The sequence below is a fragment of the Pseudomonas sp. GW821-FHT07B01 genome (assembly GCF_059419065.1).
This window is the reverse complement of sequence record NZ_JBWKRA010000010.1, coordinates 130,929-148,043: the sequence shown is the minus strand read 5'-3', so window position 1 is coordinate 148,043 and position 17,115 is coordinate 130,929. Positions and strand designations below refer to the sequence as shown.

General features: G+C 60.8%; 17 protein-coding genes and 1 riboswitch. Of the genes, 6 read left to right on the top strand and 11 right to left on the bottom strand.

Annotated features, from left to right (window positions below; all coding sequences use genetic code 11):
* Positions 1–9 precede the first annotated feature (9 nt).
* On the bottom strand, positions 10–2,739 hold the full coding sequence (locus tag AC07S6_RS13665; RefSeq protein WP_495112494.1) for a winged helix-turn-helix domain-containing protein: 2,730 nt from the start codon (positions 2,737–2,739) through the stop codon (positions 10–12).
* Positions 2,740–2,828: 89 nt separating this feature from the next.
* Between AC07S6_RS13665 and AC07S6_RS13660 the strand changes: the two genes are divergently transcribed.
* On the top strand, positions 2,829–2,993 hold the full coding sequence (locus tag AC07S6_RS13660) for a hypothetical protein (protein WP_197880153.1): 165 nt from the start codon (positions 2,829–2,831) through the stop codon (positions 2,991–2,993).
* Positions 2,994–3,069: 76 nt separating this feature from the next.
* On the opposite strand, the gene AC07S6_RS13655 is transcribed toward AC07S6_RS13660, so the two are convergent.
* From AC07S6_RS13655 to AC07S6_RS13640, 4 genes are all read right to left on the bottom strand, one after another.
* The gene (locus tag AC07S6_RS13655; protein ID WP_014716959.1) at positions 3,070–4,434 is read right to left on the bottom strand and encodes a DUF1329 domain-containing protein; all 1,365 of its coding nucleotides are present in this window, start codon (positions 4,432–4,434) and stop codon (positions 3,070–3,072) included.
* Positions 4,435–4,476: 42 nt separating this feature from the next.
* Positions 4,477–6,336 (bottom strand): DUF1302 domain-containing protein, encoded by a 1,860-nt coding sequence (locus AC07S6_RS13650; RefSeq protein WP_495112479.1) that lies wholly within the window; start codon positions 6,334–6,336, stop codon positions 4,477–4,479.
* Between the two features lie 332 nt (positions 6,337–6,668).
* Positions 6,669–8,351 (bottom strand): fatty acid--CoA ligase, encoded by a 1,683-nt coding sequence (locus tag AC07S6_RS13645; RefSeq protein ID WP_089041368.1) that lies wholly within the window; start codon positions 8,349–8,351, stop codon positions 6,669–6,671.
* Positions 8,352–8,616: 265 nt separating this feature from the next.
* Positions 8,617–9,249, bottom strand: a complete 633-nt coding sequence (locus tag AC07S6_RS13640; RefSeq protein WP_014716957.1) for a LysE family translocator — start codon at positions 9,247–9,249, stop codon at positions 8,617–8,619.
* A gap of 84 nt (positions 9,250–9,333) precedes the next feature.
* Here AC07S6_RS13640 and AC07S6_RS13635 point away from each other — a divergent pair, with 84 nt between their 5' ends.
* From AC07S6_RS13635 to AC07S6_RS13625, 3 genes are all read left to right on the top strand, one after another.
* Positions 9,334–10,299, top strand: a complete 966-nt coding sequence (locus AC07S6_RS13635) for a 2-hydroxyacid dehydrogenase (RefSeq protein WP_495112493.1) — start codon at positions 9,334–9,336, stop codon at positions 10,297–10,299.
* 30 nt (positions 10,300–10,329) lie between these two features.
* Positions 10,330–11,328: a methyltransferase gene (locus tag AC07S6_RS13630; protein WP_034126326.1), complete on the top strand. Its 999-nt coding sequence runs from the start codon at positions 10,330–10,332 to the stop codon at positions 11,326–11,328.
* Positions 11,329–11,378: 50 nt separating this feature from the next.
* A riboswitch (yybP-ykoY riboswitch) is annotated at positions 11,379–11,498 on the top strand.
* Positions 11,499–11,585: 87 nt separating this feature from the next.
* Positions 11,586–12,170, top strand: coding sequence for a TMEM165/GDT1 family protein (locus tag AC07S6_RS13625; protein ID WP_014716954.1), 585 nt, complete (start codon positions 11,586–11,588; stop codon positions 12,168–12,170).
* A 98-nt stretch (positions 12,171–12,268) separates the two neighbouring features.
* Here AC07S6_RS13625 and AC07S6_RS13620 read toward each other — a convergent pair whose 3' ends face one another.
* From AC07S6_RS13620 to AC07S6_RS13605, 4 genes are all read right to left on the bottom strand, one after another.
* The gene (locus tag AC07S6_RS13620) at positions 12,269–13,087 is read right to left on the bottom strand and encodes a M48 family metallopeptidase (RefSeq protein ID WP_014716953.1); all 819 of its coding nucleotides are present in this window, start codon (positions 13,085–13,087) and stop codon (positions 12,269–12,271) included.
* A 120-nt stretch (positions 13,088–13,207) separates the two neighbouring features.
* Positions 13,208–13,828, bottom strand: a complete 621-nt coding sequence (locus AC07S6_RS13615; RefSeq protein WP_197880150.1) for an SOS response-associated peptidase — start codon at positions 13,826–13,828, stop codon at positions 13,208–13,210.
* A gap of 37 nt (positions 13,829–13,865) precedes the next feature.
* Positions 13,866–14,126: a putative signal transducing protein gene (locus tag AC07S6_RS13610; protein WP_032893538.1), complete on the bottom strand. Its 261-nt coding sequence runs from the start codon at positions 14,124–14,126 to the stop codon at positions 13,866–13,868.
* Between the two features lie 32 nt (positions 14,127–14,158).
* Complete coding sequence (locus tag AC07S6_RS13605) at positions 14,159–14,341, bottom strand: CPXCG motif-containing cysteine-rich protein (protein WP_014716950.1); 183 nt, start codon at positions 14,339–14,341, stop codon at positions 14,159–14,161.
* Positions 14,342–14,473: 132 nt separating this feature from the next.
* Here AC07S6_RS13605 and AC07S6_RS13600 point away from each other — a divergent pair, with 132 nt between their 5' ends.
* Entirely contained in the window at positions 14,474–15,637 is a 1,164-nt protein-coding gene (locus AC07S6_RS13600) for a 1-acyl-sn-glycerol-3-phosphate acyltransferase (RefSeq protein WP_495112478.1), read from the top strand.
* Positions 15,638–15,816: 179 nt separating this feature from the next.
* Here the strand turns inward: AC07S6_RS13600 and AC07S6_RS13595 are convergent, their stop codons facing one another.
* Positions 15,817–16,074 carry a GNAT family N-acetyltransferase gene (locus AC07S6_RS13595; RefSeq protein ID WP_014716948.1) on the bottom strand — a complete coding sequence of 86 codons (258 nt, stop codon included), beginning with the start codon at positions 16,072–16,074 and terminating at the stop codon, positions 15,817–15,819.
* Positions 16,075–16,256: 182 nt separating this feature from the next.
* Between AC07S6_RS13595 and AC07S6_RS13590 the strand changes: the two genes are divergently transcribed.
* The gene (locus AC07S6_RS13590; RefSeq protein WP_014716947.1) at positions 16,257–16,466 is read left to right on the top strand and encodes a hypothetical protein; all 210 of its coding nucleotides are present in this window, start codon (positions 16,257–16,259) and stop codon (positions 16,464–16,466) included.
* Between the two features lie 61 nt (positions 16,467–16,527).
* Here AC07S6_RS13590 and AC07S6_RS13585 read toward each other — a convergent pair whose 3' ends face one another.
* Positions 16,528–17,112 (bottom strand): YajG family lipoprotein, encoded by a 585-nt coding sequence (locus AC07S6_RS13585; RefSeq protein ID WP_034126321.1) that lies wholly within the window; start codon positions 17,110–17,112, stop codon positions 16,528–16,530.
* Between the last annotated feature and the right edge of the window lie 3 nt (positions 17,113–17,115).

The following is a 17,115-nucleotide window of genomic DNA, read 5'->3' as shown; positions in this document are numbered from 1 at the left end:
ACCCAGGGCTCAGGCCAACAAGCCCATGGCCTTGGCCCGCGCTACTGCCTGGGTACGACGCTCCACGCCGAGCTTGCTGTTGATGTGGCTGGCGTGGGTCTTCACCGTGTGCAGAGAGATGAACAACTGGTTGCTGATTTCCTGGTTTGAACAGCCTTGGGCAATCAGTTGCAGCACCGCCAGCTCTCGGGTGCTGAGGGTTTCCTGTTGAGGTGCGGCTTCAACTGCGCTGACTTGGGGCAGCAACGCCAGCAAGCCCTGGTTGAGCAGTCCATGAGGATCCTTGCCCAACTGCTCGCGCATCCACTGCGGATAACCCTCCAACAACCGTTGAAACGGCTGCAACGCACCGCCCGAACCGGCTTCCAGGGCACGGGCGAATACCGGCCGGGCCTTGGCCTCCTGGCCATTATCCAGAAGTAACTGCACCTGCTGGACCAGCGCCATCAGGGCAATCATCTGGCGCCCACTGTCATGGGCCTGTTGGGCCAACGCTTCCAGGCGTTGCAGCGCACTGTCGGGCTGATGGCGCGTGGCATCGAGCGCGGCTTGTTGCAGCTCGATATGTTGCGGCAGGTGCGGATGAAACTCGGGGGCGGCCGCGGCGTGCTCGCCGTTGTAGGTCTGCCCCAGGCGGGCCAGCCAGGCGTCGGCCAGGTCAGTGCGCCCCTGGGCCAGCCACAACTCGCATTTGATCAGGGTGATCATCGCCAGGTAATAGATCGGCGGCACATCCCAGATGTGCATCAAGCGTTCGGCCTCGGCCAGTTCGGCAAAAGCATGGGCAAACTCCCCACGCCGCCCTTCGAAGCTGGCGATGACGCAGTGCCCGATCAGCACGCTGATATCGCGGCAGGCACGGGCCTCGGCCAGGCCGGCGCGCAAACGCGCCAGGCCGGCTTCGGGCTGGTAACGCACCAGCAGCAGGTACCCCTCGTACAGCGACAGCCGTGCGCGCACGGCATACAGGCGCTGGGGCGCCAGCCCATGCAGGCGCTCAAGGCCCTGGCGGGCTTCATCCAGGGAACGCAGGATCTCACCCCGCGCCTGCAGCACCCGCGCCCGGTCGTAATGGGCCAAGGCTTCAAACAAGGGGTTACCGACGCGCTGCGCCAGCTCCAACGATTCGCGGTTCAGGCCACGAGCGCGCCACAGGTCGGCATCGACGATCGCCAGGTTGGACAGGGTCGAGAGGCACATCAGGCGCTGGCCGTAACGCTTTTGCGGCAAGCTTTCCAACGCTTCGTTGCAATAGCGCTGGGTCAGCTCACGGTCTCCGCGCCCACGGGCAATAATCCCGCTCAGCGCCAACCATTGGGCCAACATGGATTTTTGCGCGGTGGCCGATGGCGCCGGCAGGAAGCGGCTGAGGTAGCTGGACAGCTCCTGCGCTGCATCCAATTGGCATGCGAGCCCCAGCGCCCAGCTGTACAGCACGATCAAACGCGGCGTGCTGATCAGCAGGCTGTCGGGCAGGTCCATCTTCCAGCGCAGCAGCATGCCGATGTTCTGCTCCGCCAACAGTTGCTCTTCGGACAGGTTCTGCACCAGGTTAGCCGCCACATCCAGATGCCCGGCCCGCAGCGCCTGCTCCACAGCCTCGTCGATCAAGCCCTGGGCGTTAAACCAGCGACAGGCGCGCAAGTGCAAGCTGGCCGGCGGCAAGGTAGCGCTTTTCTCGCGGCGGGTGCGCAGCAGGTCGGAGAACAAATGGTGGTAGCGGTACCAATGGCCTTGCTCATCCAAAGGCACCAGGAACACTTGATGAGCCTGCAAATAGCGCAGGATTTCTGCGCTGTCATGGGCCTCGCGGACGGCGTCGCATAATTCGCTGCAAAAGCGCTCCTGCGGTGCGGTGTCATACAGGAACGCTTGCACTTCTGCGGGCAGGCAGTCGATGACTTCTTCGAGCAGGTAATCGCGAATCAGCCCTTCGCCACCGTGCAGGCTTTGGGGCAAGGCGCCCTCACTGCCGGCTTCGGAGGCCGCCAACAACCAGAAACGCAGGCCGGCGACCCAGCCCTCGCTACGGCGGATCAGGTTTTCCAACGCCTCACCGCGCAATGCGTTGCCGTGTCCATCGAGCACCGCCAGGGATTCGTCATGGGTCAGGCGCAGGTCTTGCTCATGCAGTTCCAACAGGTGCCGCGACAGGCGCAGGCGTGCCAGGTGCCAGTCCGGACGCTGCCGGCTGGTGACCAGCACCACCAGGCCATCAGGCAAATGATTGAGAAAAAACTGCAGGCAGCGATCCAGCACCGGGCCTTGGGCCAAGTGATAGTCATCCAGCACCAGCAATAACGGCGAACGTGCAGACAGGTGCACGGCCAGTTCGTCGAGCAGGCCATCGAGCCATTCTTCGAAGGCAAAGGGTTGGTGACGCTGGCGCATTTTCAGCAACCCCAGGGATTGGGCGCCGAGTTGCGGGAAATACTGTTGCAAGCCGTCGAGCAGCCGCTCCAGGAAACGGCCGGGGTCGCTGTCCCGAGGGCTCAGGCCCAGCCACAGGCTTTGCCACTGGGCAGGCAAGCCCTGGCAGAACTCCACCGCCAACGAACTCTTGCCAAACCCCGCGGGCGCGCTGACCAGCAACAGTCGCCCATCAAGGCCCGCATTCAGCCGTTCGCACAGGCGCGGGCGCAGCACGTAGCCGTCAGGCAGCGGGGGCCGGTAAAAGCGGCCTTCCAGGGTCGGCATCACCACACTGGCAGGCCCATGGGTTCGGGACAGATCAGTCATCGCCGGGCTCTTGTAGAAGGCTGTTGTCGGCATTGCAGATTTCCGCAGACTAGCGGTAAAAGCGGCGGGATTGTAGATCTTTGCAACAAATGACTGAAAAAGAACTGCGACAAGAAATATCCCTTCCAGCCGCCAAGCAAGAAGCAGGAGCGAGCTTGCTCGCGAAGCACAAAAAAAAACGCGCCCATCCAGGAATGATCGTTCCCACGCTCTGCGTGGGAATGCAGACTTCGACGCTGCGCGTCGACTTTTGAGGCGTGACGCAGAGCGTCACAGGAAGCACTCCCACGCAGAGCGTGGGAGCGATCATTCAGAGAGCATCAGCAGAGGTTAGCGAACACCGTCCTGGCGCAGGGCGGCTGGGGTGAAGTCGCTGGTGCTGGCGGTGAAGCCGAAGTCATAGGCCTGCTTCTCTTCGTTCTTCATGCCCAGGGCCAGGTAGCGGCCGGACTGCAGGTCGTAGAGGGTTTCCAGGGCGTACCACGGCACTTGCTTGTCGTAGTAGTTCTCGCCATGGGCCTCGGCGACGCGCCACAGTTGGCCACGACCGTCGTAGTGGTCGATCACCGCTGCCTGCCAGGTGTCTTCGTCGATGTAGAAGTCACGCTTGGCGTAGATGTGACGCTGGCCTTCCTTCAAGGTGGCGACCACGTGCCAGACACGGCGCAGCTCGTAGCGAGCCAGGTCCTGGTTGATGTGGCCAGCCTTGATGATGTCGGCGTACTTGAGCTTGGGATCGTCGATCTTGTAGCTGTTGGAGGCAATATAGATTTCTTTCTTGCCTTCCAGCTTCCAGTCGTAGCGGTCCGGCGCACCGTTGTACATGTCGAGGTTGTCGGAGGTGCGCAGGCCATCGGCGGCAGTACCCGGCCCGTCATAGGACACTTGCGGCGCCCGACGCACACGGCGCTGCCCGGCGTTGTAGACCCAGGCCGAACGCGGCTCTTTGACCTGGTCCAGGGTTTCGTGCACCAGCAGTACACCACCGGCCAGGCGCGCTGGCGCAGTCACTTGCTGCTTGAAGTAGAACAGCACGTTGCCTGGGTTTTTCGGATCGAAGTCCTTCATCTTGTCGCGGAACACGAACTGATCGCGGAAGTACACCAAGCTATAGGAACCGTTGGTTTGCGGGGTGGCCTGGGTAACCAGGCGGGTCACGCTGCCGCCGCGGTAACGGGTGATGTGGTTCCAGATAACCTCGACGCCGCTCTTGGGAATCGGGAACGGGACGGCGGTTTCGAAGTTTTCCAGGCCGTTGCCGCCGGACACCAGGTTGGTGGTGGTGGCGTTTTTCTTGATCGAGGCAAACACCTCGGCCGGCACGGTGGCGCCGCGATGGGTCGGGTACACCGGCATCTTGAAGCTGTCCGGGTAACGCTTGAACATCGCGTATTGCCCGGGGGCCAGCTTGTCTTTGTACTGCTCGACGTTCTGCGCGGTGATGGTGAACTGCGGTTGCTCGCTGGCATACGGGTTGGCGAGGAAACCACGGGCGTCCACCGCGCCGGCATTCGTCGGCAATGGCGACCATTTAGGAATGGTGCCGGCCGCGTTACCGGCCATCTCGGCGCCCATCGGGGTCAGGGTCGTGCCGAGCTTGGCGGCTTCATCTGCCGAGACTGCCGCCATGACGTTACTCGCCAGGATCGACAGCCCAAGCACACCCACGTGCAACAGACTTTTTGTTATTTTCATGCTCTGGTCTTCCTGAATACATGCCACTTGAAAAGAGTGTGCTTAGAAGTTGGCGCCGAAGCTCAAGGCGACAAAGTCGCGGTCATCCACGGTGCTGAACTTGCCACCAAAGAAGTTGGTGTACGCCAGGCTCGCGGTGTAGGTGTTCTGGTATTCGGCATCCAGGCCCAGGCTGACCGCCTTGCGACCTTCTTCAAAGTTGCCGCCTGGGCCTGGCGAGTAACCTTTGACGTCATGGGACCAGGCCACGTTGGGCTTGAGGTTCACGCCTGCGAACACGTCCGGGTATTCCCAGATGGCACGGGCGCGGTAGCCCCAGGACGTTGCGGTGGTATAGCCGTCGTTATTACAATTGGTGTTCAGACCAGCAGCGTTGGGCAAGCCGGCGCCGTTGGCGGTGGAGTTGTTGAGGGCGTTGCAGAACCCACCTGGCAGCGAGCCTGGGCCGAACACCGGGTCGCGGCCGTAACGAGCCTGGGATTTGCTTTCCAGGCCACCCACGTGGGTCACGCCGATTTCACCGACGGTGGTGAGGCGGCTGGCGCCCATGACCTGGTCGAAGAAGTGCGTGAAGGTGGTCTGGAACTGGGTGACTTCCTTGCGGTTGTAGCCGTGCAGGTCCTGGCCCGGCGTGCCCTTGAGCACGGACGCATTGCCAAAGCCGGGGATCGGCGTGACACCGGCGAACAGAATGTCAGTGGTGCTCAACTGCACCGGCGCATTCGGACGGTAGCTCAACTCACCGCTCCAGGCGGTGCCGGTAGGCAAGGTGGTGGAGAAGCTCAGGCCGTAGAGGCGAATATCTTCCGGGTACTCGACGAAGTAGTTCGAGCTACCCGCCACGATCAACGGTCGCAAGGCCCCCAGTGGCCCCAGCGGACGCGTGTAGGCCGCCGATGGCGCGCCCTGCGCGCTGAAGATCGGCGCACGGCTGTGGTAGTTCATGAAGTAGGCGCCGAATTCGGTATCCAGCGGTTCGAAGTTGTAGCGCATGGCCACGCCGAACTGGCCGCTGTCGCGTGCATCACGGTCCGGACCGCGGCGCACCAGCACGCCTTCGCTGTTCACGTCCACACCCAAGGCACCCAGAGTCGGCAGGGCGGCGGCAGGAATGGTGGAACGCTTGTTCAGTACCCGCAGGTTGTTGCTGCAACCATCGGAGATCACGTCCGGCTGCGAGAAGAACGTGCCGCAGTTATCGGTCACGGTCTGGTCCCATTCCAGCTGGTAAAACGCCTCGGCCGACAGGTTGTCGGTGAGCGTCTGGGACACATAGAACATGTTCACCGGGATCAAGCCTTCCTTGATCTCGGCCCCCGGACGACGAAACGCCGACACGTCGATCGGGTTGATGGAGTTGATGCCGCCGCCGATGAAGGTACTTTCGCCCCAGCTCACGACTTGCTTACCAAAACGCACGGAACCCGGCGCATCGGCAATCGAATAGTTGTGGTAGACGAATGCATCGAGAATCTGCCCGCCCGAAGACTTGGCGCCTTCCTTGCGGTTGTTGTCGCTGATGTCCTTGAACGGACGGCTTTCGTCCTTGAGTTCGAAGTCGTACCAGTACTTGCCCCGCACAAACACACCGGTGTCGCCGTACTTCAGTTCCAGGTCGTGGATGCCCTTGAAGATCTTCGAGAAGGTCTCGCCGCGCTTGAAGTTTAGGTGGCCGTCATCGGAGGTCTGGGACAGGCCCTTGCCGCCGTTGTTGGCACCGATCAGGTCACGATTGGGTTTGGCCGTGGACCAGCTCGCCCCCACGGAAAGCGACGAGTCAAAGCTCCCTTCGATTTCACCAATGTTGAAACTGACGCCGAATGCCGGCCCGGCGAGCGTAGAAGCGAGGCTGACGGCCAAGGGCAGTCTTGCCCGGCGCCAGAACTGGTTTACTGAGGTCATCGACGCTACTCCATGTGCATATTTTATTGTTATGGCAGTGAGCCCTTTCTTCAGATGTAACGGCCGGGATACAACGATTCCAATGCCGCATCGCCACCGAGCCTCCATGGCTCGAAGCGCAACATCCGCGAAAAACTCTGAAAGGGACTATAGCCAGAGGGGGGTAGTGCTTGATCCCTCTAAAGTGTGATTTGCATCACCAACCTATCTGCCACAACCCTTTCGCCACGCCGACGAAGGTCGACGCGGGAAGGATGGCTGAAATTCGGCAAATCACAAGTAAAGGCTTGATATAGAGCATTGCCGCGCCCGAACGGGCGCGGCGAGAGGGTTTAGAGCGTGGACAGGAACGTGCTGTTGTTGGCCTGCCATTCGATGATGTCGACACGGATACGTTTCTTGTCGAGCTTGCCGACGCTGGTCTTGGGAATTTCAGTAACAACGGCGATCTGGCTCGGGATCGCCCACTTGCTCAAATGGCCCAGCTCGACAAAAGGCTTGAGGTGTTCCTTGAGCTCTCGCGCATCGATCACATGCCCTTCGCGCACTACCAACAAGGCGAAGGGGCGCTCGCCCCATTGCGGATCGGCGATGCCTACCACCGCCACTTCCCGTACGGCGGGGTGACGGCTGACCAGGTCTTCGAGGGCAAGGGAGGAGATCCATTCGCCGCCGGTCTTGATCACATCCTTGATGCGATCACGGATATCAATCACGCCGAAGGCATCCAGCGTAGCTACATCACCGGTGTGCAACCAGCCACCGGCCCATAGCTCGGCGCCCTTGTGCGGCTCGTTGTAGTAACCCTCGGTCAGCCACGGCGCGCGCAGCACCAGTTCGCCCTGGGTTTCGCCATCGGCGGGCAGGAAGCGACCGTCGGTGTCCATGATTGCCGCTTCGACCAACGGCCCCGGCACACCGGCCTTGATGCGGTAGGTGGTGCGCTCATCTTCGCTGCCAGCCATCAACTCATCATTGAGGTGAGCGCAGGATACCAGCGGCCCGGTCTCGGACATGCCATATGCAGCGGTCAGTTGAATGCCTCGGGCCTTGGCGGCTTCGTACAGCGAACGATTCAGCGCGCTGCCGCCGATGACGATTTTCCAACCGCCGAAATCCACGTTCTGCGCAGCCTTGGCGTTGAGCACCATTTGCAGGATGGTCGGCACACAGTGGGAGAACGTCACCTTCTCCTTTCGCCACAGTTCCACCAGGTATTCCGGGTCGTAGCGGCCGGGGTACACCTGCTTGAGCCCGAGCATGGTCGCCACATACGGCAAGCCCCAGGCGTGCACGTGGAACATCGGCGTGATCGGCATATATACATCGTTGGTGCCCAGCAGCCGCACGCTGTCGACGCTGCCCATGATGGTCGCCACGCCGATGGTGTGCAGCACCAGTTGCCGATGGGTGAAGTACACACCCTTGGGGTTACCGGTGGTGCCGGTGGTATAGAAAGTGGTGGCGACCGAGTTTTCGTCGAAATCTTCGAAGTCATAGGTGGGGCTGGCGGCGGCCAGCAGGGTTTCGTACTCACCTACCAGGTTGGGTAGCTCGGCGGTGTGGGTGTCACCATCGGTAATCAATAAGGTCTTGTCGACGGTAGTGAGTTGCCCGGCAATCGCCTGGTAGAGCCCCACGAACTCACTGTTGACCAGCACAAAGCGGTCTTCGGCGTGGTTCATGGTGTACAGAATCTGTTCTGGCGACAGGCGCACGTTGATAGTGTGAATCACCGCGCCGATCATCGGGATGGCGAACATACACTCCAGGTAACGGTGGCTGTCCCAGTCCATCACCGCCACCGTGTCACCGGCCTTGACCCCGGCTTCGGTCAGCACATTGGCCAGGCGAGCGACGCGCTCGATCAGCGTCGGGTAGCTATAGCGCAGCTTGTCGCGATAGATAATTTCCCGGGTTTTCTCGTAGCGAGTCCCGGACATCAACAGGCGCTTGATCAACAGCGGGTATTGGTACGCACCTTCGGCGGGCGGGATAACACGGGTCTGCAACATAAGAATCCCTTTAATGACTGCACGGTCTTGGCTTGAAGACCTGCACTGTAGAGCGCTTATGTTTCAGCCAAATCAGCCAAAGGAATGATTTGCAGGGGCCAGTAAATGCTAGCGTTACGCCATTACCGAGGACCTAATGAGACCCAATGTGGGAGCGGGCTTGTTCGCGAATGCGTAGTGTCAGCCCGTATATCTTTGACTGAAGCACCGCATTCGCGAGCAAGCCCGCTCCCACATCTGGATTGTGCTCACTTGAGAAAGGTGATTATTTCATGCTGGTAAAGGCCAGTTTCACCCCGATGGCAATCAACACCGCGCCCATGGTCCGATCAAACCAATGACCCATCTTTGCAAACCCGGCGCGCACGCGCTGCTGGCTGAACAACATGGCCACCAGGCAAAACCACAACGCAGTCGCCACCGCCAGGTACACCCCATAACCGGCCTGCACTGCCAGCGGCGTGTGCGGGTTGATCACTACGGTGAACAGCGACAGAAAGAACAGCGTGGCCTTGGGGTTCAAGCCATTGGTCACAAAACCTGCGGTAAACGCGCCGCGTGGGGTGCGCTCGCCCGCTTCACGGTGCAACTCGCCCTCGGCCGCAGGCTTGGCCGGCTGGGCGCGCAGGGCCTTGAAGCCAATGTAAAGCAGGTACGCGGCTGCGGCCCACTTCAACGCATTGAACAACACAATGGACTGGGACACGATCAAGCCGATACCCAGCAACGAGTAACCCACATGCAGGAAAATCGCCGAACCGACGCCCAAGGCCGTCCAGGTTCCGGCACGGCGGCCGTGGGTCACGCTTTCACGCACCACCACGGCGAAATCCGGGCCGGGGCTCGCCACTGCCAACAAGTGAATCAAGGCTACGGTCAAAAACTCGGCGACGTACATGCTCACTCCATTAAGTAACTGATTATTTCATCTGATAGGCTCGGCAGATTACGCCTTCGAACCTCGTCGCAAAAGGTACAGTTGATCATGAACAATCGCCGCGCCGTCTTCCTCGACCACCCTTCCCTGGACTTGGGCGACCTCGACCTCAGCGGTTTGCATGACTGCTTCAGCCAGCTTCAGTTGTTTGAACAGACCACGCCAGAAAATGTGCTGGAGCGCTTGCAGGGCGCCCAAGTCGCCATCAGCAATAAAATCCCGCTCACGGCGCAAACCCTGGCGGCCTGCCCCGAGCTCAAACTGATCCTGGTATCGGCCACCGGCACCAACAATATCGACCTTGAAGCGGCCCGCGCCCACGGCATCACCGTGAGCAACTGCCAGGGCTATGGCACGCCGTCGGTGGCACAACATACGATCATGCTGCTGCTCAACCTCGCCACGCGCTTGAAGGATTACCAACAGGATGTGGCCGCTGGCAAATGGCAGCAGGCCAAACAGTTTTGCCTGCTGGACCATCCGATCGTCGAACTGGAAGGCAAAACCCTCGGCCTGCTCGGCCATGGTGAATTGGGCAGTGCCGTGGCACGCCTGGCCGAAGCGTTCGGCATGCGCGTGATGCTCGGCGCGATACCTGGGCGCCCTGCCCGCGCCGACCGTGTGCCGCTGGACGAATTGCTGACCCAGGTCGATGCGCTGACCCTGCATTGCCCACTCAATGAACACACCCGCGACTTTATCGGCGCCCGTGAACTGGCGCTGCTCAAGCCCGGCGCGTTTATCGTCAACACCGCACGCGGTGGCTTGATCAATGAACAGGCCCTGGCCGACGCGCTGCGCAGTGGTCATCTTGGCGGCGCGGCGACTGACGTGTTGAGTGTCGAGCCGCCAGTCACTGGGAATCCGCTGCTGGCGGGAGACATTCCACGCTTGATCGTCACGCCCCACAACGCCTGGGGCAGTCGCGAAGCACGGCAGCGTATCGTTGGCCAGCTCACGGAAAACGCCCAGGGCTTTTTCAACGGCGCCCCGCTGCGCGTCGTCAGTTGATAAACTGCGCCCCTTTTCAAGGAGCAGACTATGGATCCGCGCAGTGAAGTACTGCTTCGACAGGCCGAACTTTTTCAAGGCAACCTGCTGCTCGTAGGTTTGCCTGCCGACGATTTACTTGGGCGCCTGCCCAATGCCCACGGCTGGTGCTGGCATGCCGGTGACCAGGCGGCGCTCGATGCGCGCTTCGCCGAACGCAGCCAGTTTGGCGTGACAGTGCCCGAGCGCGCCTTTGATGCGGCGGTGATTTTCCTGCCCAAGTCCAAAGACCTCACCGACTACCTGCTCAACGCCGTGGCCGCGCGCCTGCCTGGCGCTGAGCTGTTTCTGGTGGGCGAGAAAAAGGGGGGTATCGAAAGTGCCGCCAAGCAGATGGTTCCGTTCGGCAAACCGCGCAAGCTCGATAGCGCACGGCATTGCCAACTATGGCAGGTCACCGTCGCTAACGCGCCGCAAGCCGTGGAGCTTGAGAGCCTGGCGCAGGTCTTCGACGTACCGCTGGCCGAAGGCCCGCTGAAGGTGGTGAGCTTGCCAGGGGTGTTCAGCCATGGTCGCCTGGACCGCGGCACCGAGTTGTTGCTGGAGCACTTGGACAAGTTGCCCAGCGGCAACCTGCTCGATTTCGGTTGCGGCGCTGGCGTACTGGGGGCTGCGGTCAAACGCCGCTACCCGCATAACACGGTGACGATGCTGGATGTGGATGCCTTCGCCGCCGCCAGCAGTCGCTTGACGCTGGCAGCGAACGGCCTGGAAGCTGATGTGTTGACCGGTGACGGTATCGACGCCGCGCCCATGGGTTTGAACGCGATTTTGAGCAACCCACCGTTCCATGTCGGCGTGCACACCGACTATTTCGCCACGGAGAATCTGCTGCGAAAAGCAGCGAAACACCTGGCAAAAGGTGGCGAACTTCGCCTGGTTGCCAATAGCTTCCTGAAGTACCAGCCACTGATCGAAGAGCATTTGGGCATCTGCGCAATCAAGGCCGAAGGCAATGGTTTTCGCATTTACCGCGCCAAGCGCCCCTGACTGACGTTTGAAAAAGAACGCTTGCCGAATGGGTTTTGCCTAGGCAGAATCCGCAGCGTCCTAGGGGAGTAGTCTCCCACGAGCCATGCTCGTCCGGCATACGTCAACATACTTGGTCAGCAGACCATGGCGTATGCGACCCAGGAGTCCGCACAGACGGACCGGGGTTTGACAAGACCTATGACACGCACACCTTACCCGGGGCGGGAAGGCTGTACGTGTCATAGCCGTGTCGACCCGCCCCTGGAAACTACCTGATGCTGGATTCACTACTCGTTCCTACCGCAATCGTTGCCTTGGCCGAAATCGGCGACAAGACGCAACTGCTCGCACTCATCCTTGCTGCTCGCTTTCGCAAGCCCTGGCCAATCATCGCCGGCATCGTCGCCGCGACCCTGGCCAACCATGCGGCGGCCGGTGCCGTGGGCGCCTGGTTCGGGAGTTTCTTCTCGGATGCGGTGCTCCACTGGATCCTCGCCGCGAGCTTCTGCGCCACGGCGCTGTGGACCCTGGTGCCGGACAAACTCGATGATGACGAAGCCAGTACCACCCGTAAGTTCGGGCCCTTCCTGACCACCTTGATTGCGTTCTTCCTCGCCGAAATCGGTGACAAGACCCAGATCGCCACGGTGATGCTGGCGGCGCAATACCCGGAACTGTGGCTGGTGATTATCGGTACCACCCTGGGCATGTTGATTGCCAACGTGCCGGTGGTGCTGGCGGGGAATTTTGCCGCGGAGAAACTGCCGCTGACCTTGATTCGTCGCTTGGCGGCTACGGCGTTCTTCGTGCTGGCGATTATTGCGGTGTACAAGGCCATGCAAAGCAGCGGCTGGCTGTAAACCGATCACTGCTCGCGAAAAACGTCAACGATAACGCGTGCTGCCTGAATAAACGCGGTGCCGGTGAGTTTTTCGCTAGCAAGCTCGCTCCTACAGGGTCAGGACTTCTTGGCCTGCTGGTAGAGCGGCATCACCTTCGGAATCGCCGCCTGCAAGGATGCGATGCGGCTGTCGGAAGCCGGGTGCGTGCTCATGAATTCCGGCGGTGCGCCTTCCGAAGCCTTGGCCATCTTGTTCCACAAGGTGATGGCCGCGTTCGGGTTGTAGCCAGCGCGGGCGGCCAGTTCCAGGCCGATCAGGTCGGCTTCGTTTTCATTGCTGCGGCTGTTGGGCAAGGTCATGCCGTAGTTGGCCACGGTATCGGCCAGTGCCAGGCTGTCCTGGCCGAGACCGAATATTGCCCCGGCGCCCTGCTTGGCCATCTGGATACCGTAGGCCTTGGACATGGCTTCGCGGCCGTGTTCACGCAGGGCGTGGGCGATTTCATGACCCATCACGGCAGCCAGCTCGTCATCGGTGAGCTTGAGGTTGTCGATCAAGCCGCTGTACACCAGGATCTTGCCGCCAGGCCCGCAGTTGGCGTTCATCTCATCGCTTTTGATCAGGTTCACGTCCCAGTTCCACTGGGCCGCATCCGCGCGGAAAGTCGGAGCCTGGGCGATCAGGCGTTTGGCAATGGCCTGCACGCGCTTGGCGTTGGCGCTGGTCTTGTCCAGCACCCCTTTGCTGCTGGCTTCACCCAGGGTCTGCTGATAAGACTGGGCATACATCTGGTCGACTTCCTGGCTCGACAGCATGCTGAACATGTACTGCTTGCGCTCCACCCCAACGGCGCCGCCGCTGGTGGTATTGACCGACTGACAACCCGCCAGCAGCATCGCTGCAACCAAACCGCTTACCACCAATGACTTCTTCATGAACACGCTCCCTGAAAACATGGCGCGTATCGTAGGCGGTCATTGGTATCTGCGCCAGATACACCAGACGTTTAACCGCTGAATTTCAGATACATCCGAACGCGACCGGACTGGCAAAGCTCACGCCGGGGTCAGGCACTCGGGCCCATTGAGCTTCGGATCGTTGACCATATTGGCCAGCACCCGCTCGCGCAGCACGGCAGGCTCAGCCGCCAGCAGGCTCTGCAATACATGCAGCGGTGTCTCGGGGTCGAGCCAGGCGGCCTGCCCTGCCGCGTCCAGGATCAATGGCCGGCGCTGACTTTGCGCCGCTTGGGTAACCACCGCCGTACTCAGCCATACCTGCTCCTGCACCGGATACGCTTCCCACACTGCGGCAAAGAACAACGTGGAGCCCTCCCCCGGCGTGAGCCAATACGGGCGCTTGCGCTGGGTGCCGCGCCATTCGTAGAAACCGTTGGCCGGCAGCAGGCAGCGGCGCTGGCGGAACGCTTCACGGAACATCGGTTGTTCGGCCAGGGTTTCGGCGCGGGCATGGGCTGGGGTACGCGACAGGTCTGTCAGCCAAGGCGGCGTAAGGCCCCAACGGGCACGCGCCAGGGTGAGCTGGCCTTCGCTCAGGCGCTGGATCAGCACCGAATCATTGGGTGAGATGTTCCACTGGGCCTGCTGGTCCGCGGGGAAGCCGGGCAAGGCAGCAAAGGCAGGGTTCCAGCGAAACAGGGCATAACGTCCACACATGGGGCAACACGACTCTTGGGGTAAACCGACCGACAGCCTAACAGACCAATACGTCGGGGAAGCTGTCGGGTTCGTCGCCGGGCAACGGTTGCGCGCCGATATAGGCAGTGATCAGCTCGCGGGCACAGGCAGCCTGGTCGTTATCAACCTCCAGCCCCAGCAAGCCGAATATCGGCAACTCGCCCGTGCCGCCGAGCAAATGGCGTCCCACCAGGTGCGCCTCGATGCCTTCACTGGCAAGCATCTGCTGCAGCAACTCGCCCTCCATGAGGTTTTCCGGTTCGTAGATTCGCTGCATGGGCGTACCTTTTTATTCGTTCCCGCTGCGCATTATTCATTTTCGCTGCGGGTTTCAAGCATCCACTCTTCACCATGAACTTGCAGGTCGAATGTGATCGGCCGGCAACACACTTGGCAGTCTTCTATATAGGTCTGGTCACCACCGGACAAATCCACCGTTGTCTCGACCTCTTCGCCACAATAAGGACAATCGTACAGCGCAGTTTCGAGCATCGCAGTCTCCCAGGTGACTTGTGCGTATAATCGCCGGTCTATTTACAGGGCTATTCTTGGCCGGCCCCTTATTCGGACCGCACCCTGACATTTCCTTTTACTTACCCTAGCCGTTTCTAACAAGAGAGCATGATGGGCGAATTCGATACCATCCGACCTTACAACGACAGCGAAGTCCCGGCAGTGCTGGCGCGCCTGTTCAGTGACAAGGCCTTTCTGGACATCCTGACCCACTTCCGCTTCCCGCGCTTTGCAGGCGCCCTGGGCTGGCTGCTCAAGCCAATGATCGCGCGCAAACTGCGCCGTGAGTTCGCTGGCGTCACCACCGTGGCCACGCTGCAGGACAAGGTCGAGTACTACGTTGACCACACCATTGACCGGGCGACCGACGGCGTGACCTATACCGGCGTCGAGCAACTGAAATCCGGCACCGCCTACCTGTTCCTGGCCAACCACCGCGACATCGTGATGGACCCGGCCTTCGTCAACTACGCCGTGTACCACGCCGGCCTGCCGACGCCGCGCATCGCCATCGGCGACAACCTGCTGCAAAAGCCGTTTGTCAGCGACCTGATGCGCCTGAACAAGAGCTTCATCGTGCACCGTTCGATCACCGGGCGAAAGGAGAAAATGGCGGCTTACAACCTGCTGTCGGCCTACATTAACCATTCGATCCGCAACGACTGCCAGTCGATCTGGATTGCCCAGGCTGAAGGCCGGGCCAAGGATGGCGATGACCGTACCGAATCGGCGATCCTCAAGATGTTCCACGTCAGCCGCAAGGACGAGCCATTTGCCGAGGTCATCCAGTCGTTGAACCTGACGCCGGTGTCCATCAGCTACGAGTACGACCCTTGCGATGCCGCCAAAGCCCGCGAGTTATATATCCGCGCCACCACCGGTACCTACAGCAAGGCACCGGGCGAGGATGATGTGAGCATTGCCCTGGGCATTACCGGCTATAAAGGCCGGGTGCACGTGAACTTTGCGCCGCCGATCACCGAGCGTTTCGAAGACACCAAGCTGCTGGCCGTGGAAATGGACCGGCAGATCCTGGGCGGCTATCGGTTGTTCCCGGTGCACTACCTGGCATATGCGCAGTGGAGTGACGCCGACCCGCAATTGCAGGTGCCCAAGGCGGCGGACGTATTCCCTGCCGATGAGCTGGCCAAGGCCAAGGCGGAATGGGAGCGGCGCTTGAACGAGTGCCCGGCGGAGCAGCGGCCTTATCTGGTGGTGCAGTATGCGACGCCGGTACGCAACCAATACCGAGTCAAGGCTGGGATCCCTCTATAAACACCAACCCAAATATGTGAGCCCACAGGGGATATGGGGCAGGCGCTGATTCTGTGGGCAGTACATGGCCAGTGTGGGAGCTGGCTTGCCTGCGATAGCGGTGGGTCAGTTAAAGATTCAGCGGCTGATACACCGCCTTCGCGGGCAAGCCCGCTCCCACATTTGGTTTTGCAGTGGAATTAGAAGTGGGTGCTGAGCCAGGAGATGGCCAGGGCCAAGCCAAGGCAGGCGAACCCGACGCGGTACGCCAGGCGATGCGCCCGTTCGGTGCGTGTATCCAGAAACAGCATCGGCTGGTCGATAGCGCGCTCTTCGCTGCGCAGGGCCAGGTCGGCCATCGCACGCTGTGCATGCAGGCGGGTGATGAACAGCACCCAGGCGCCCGAGCAGGCAACCAACAGGGCAACAATATTAATGAGCAGTGCGGGCAGCGCCATCGCAAACCTCGGTGAACCAGTGTTCGGGTATCAGTCCAGATACACACCTGAACGACAGTCGCCTCCTGCGCCTTAAATGCTCCTTCCCCATGGACGGCTAATGTATCCAGTAATTTACGCCGTCACCTGAACGTCACCTTAACAAGCCACTCTGTTGCCCTTCGACGCTTGAGGAGCTTGTCATGTTGCATGCGCAAAACCAGGATCGGCTGTATCTGATCGCCCAGAGTGATGAACAGGAGGCGCTGATCGGCAGCCTCGCGTTCAACGTTCAGGACCGCCATTGGCTGGTGTATTGCGCCCTCGGCGGGCACCAGCATGCCGATCTGCCGGAGCTGGATGTGCTCACCGGCGTGAGCATGCTGGACTTTTATGTCGATACGGCGGCATGACAAAACCACAGGCATAAAAAAAACCGGGCACAGCGATGAGCCCGGTTTTTTTGTGAGCGGCTTACTGCGCGCTGAGCAGTTGACCGATGCTTGGGTCTTTGAACAGGCGGGTCAGGGCATCGCTGAGCACGTCGCTGACCAGCTTGGTGTTGGTTTCCTGGTTGGGCGACATGCCGAAACGCTGGTTGAGCGAGGCGGCGTAGCGGCCACTGTAACGGCGGGTGCCGGCACTGACGTCAGACTTGAAGGTGGCGCCGATGGAAGCCTCGGTCACATACAGGCCGTCTTTGGGCGACTGGTATTTAAGCTCGGCCAGGGTCACGGTCAGTTGCGGCACGCCTGGCGAGTTGGTCGGCGTAAAGCCCAGCAAACGCACAGCGGCTTCAGCCTGGGCCTGCAACTTGGGCAACACATCCTGACCGTTCACCGAAATCAGTGCGGTCTCAGGATACAGGCCGCCACGCGAACCCAGGGTTGGCGACGGACGACCGTCAACCACGCGTACCGACACCGGCTGGCCGTGGCCTACCGCAGCCAACTGCGCGGTGACTTTAGGTTGCGGGCTGAGTTGTTGCGGGCTGTTGGCGCAGCCGACAAGGGTCAAACTGGTCACAGTGATCAAACCGAACAACAGGCGTTGCAACATCGC